Below are 1684 nucleotides of genomic sequence, written 5' to 3' on the forward strand. Positions count from 1 at the left end.
AAAAAAAGGCGCCCGAAGGCGCCTTTTCAAACCACTCAGGTAAAACCTTAAATTAACGGCGAACCTGAATGCGCGCTTCAACCCGGCGGTTGGCAGCTCGGCCGTCCGCTGTGTTGTTGGATGCGATCGGCTGCTCCTCACCGTAACCTACGGCTTCCACTCGTGCCGGATCAACACCCAGAGGCCCGGTCAGACGGCCAGCAACTGCTTCAGCGCGACGCTGGGACAGGAACTGGTTGTAGTCGGCAGCGCCACGGCTGTCGGTATGACCGGCGATTTCCACGATGGTTTCGGGGTTTTCCTGCATAAAGTCAGCGACGCGACGGATCTCCGCATCGTAGGCATTGCCGATGACCGAACTGTTGCTCGGGAACTGGACTTCAATGGTGAAGGTTTCGATGGTCTCGGTTACACCTTCACAACCTGTCTCATCAACCTCTGCGCCTGCGGTCGTATTTGGGCACAGATCCTGGCTGTTGACCACGCCGTCATTATCGCTGTCCAGCTCACATCCACGGCTGTTTACTTCCGCACCGCGCGGTGTGTCCGGGCACTGGTCACGACTGTCGGCCACGCCGTCGCGATCCGAATCCGGCTCGCAGCCATTGCTGTCAACGGTTGCGCCTGCCGGGGTGCCGGGGCACTGGTCCCGCGAATCCGGCACGCCATCACCATCTGCATCTGCCGGGCGCACAGGCGCCGGCGCTGCTTGCGCCACGGTGCGGGTAAACGCAAAACTGATGCCCAGAGAGACCTGAGTGTCGAAGGTGCTTTCATCAATGCCGTGGAATTCACGGAGGTCACCGCGCAGTGATACGGCGTCGCTGATGTTGTAGCGGAAGCCGGTACCCACGTTCACTCGGGTTTCGTCATGGTTGCTGCCCGCGGTGCGAACGCCACTGTTGTCCGAACCAAAGTCTGCATGGCCTGCGCCCAGAGAAACGTATGGGTTCCAGGCTTCGTCCGGCCCTGCAAAGTAATACGTACCGTCAACCCGAACTTCATCAAATTCCGATTCGCCCGGCACGTATTTGCGGTCTGCATCGGCACGTGAGTAAAGCGCCTCCACCGACCAGTGGGGACGGAAGCGGTATTCCACACCAACGCCGAAGGTGCCGGTTTCGCTCAGATCGCGCTTGTCGTCAAACAGCTGAAAACCTGCAAACGGGTTGATGTAAACGGTTTCCTGACGATCGGCCATGGCCGGGGTTGCCAGGGTAGCGGCCAGTACAGCCGCGGAAATCGGACGCATGACGTTCATGCAGAACCTCCTGTTCGTTATCGTTGTGGTACCGCACTTCCACATGAAAAGTGCTTGTATACCCGGAATTTAGGCCAGTAGGCCAAAAAAAACAAAAAAATGATACGGATTGTTACGTCCGCAATTGTACCCAGCTGACCTTTACGACCCCGAGGTCGTTTCAGGCCAGAGCGGAAAAATACAGATGCGCGCTTTTTTTACTGAAGTTAAGCACCTCGCCGTTGTCGAAATGTACCTCGAAAGAATTCTCATCTTCGGCGACCACCGAGCCGGGACCAAAGATCGCGTGGCCAAGACGTTTTTGATGCCAGAGTGGTTCCGTTGAGTTTTCGAATGTTGCCGCCTGGCCTTCAAGGGTGACGCTCTCCCGGTCGGCGTAACGCTGGCTGACCGGTGTCAGGGGGGCAGTTAACCGAATGGTTG

The 1684-nt window shown here is 57.6% G+C and carries 1 protein-coding gene and 1 pseudogene; both read right to left on the bottom strand.

The window, feature by feature from the left end; translation table 11 throughout:
• Positions 1-52 precede the first annotated feature (52 nt).
• Positions 53-1261 carry an OmpA family protein gene (locus tag B2W52_RS04870; protein WP_053113221.1) on the bottom strand — a complete coding sequence of 403 codons (1209 nt, stop codon included), beginning with the start codon at positions 1259-1261 and terminating at the stop codon, positions 53-55.
• A 160-nt stretch (positions 1262-1421) separates the two neighbouring features.
• Positions 1422-1684 (bottom strand): annotated as a pseudogene (locus B2W52_RS04875) (ATP-dependent helicase); the annotation flags it as partial.

The organism is Marinobacter sp. UBA2498, assembly GCF_002341575.1.
In the GTDB taxonomy this organism is placed as follows: Bacteria; Pseudomonadota; Gammaproteobacteria; order Pseudomonadales; family Oleiphilaceae; genus Marinobacter; species Marinobacter manganoxydans.

What these genes read in the sequence shown, in the direction of transcription:
- B2W52_RS04870 (WP_053113221.1), bottom strand. Translation starts at nt 1,261, where the DNA reads ATGAACGTCATGCGTCCGATTTCCGCGGCTGTACTGGCCGCTACCCTG.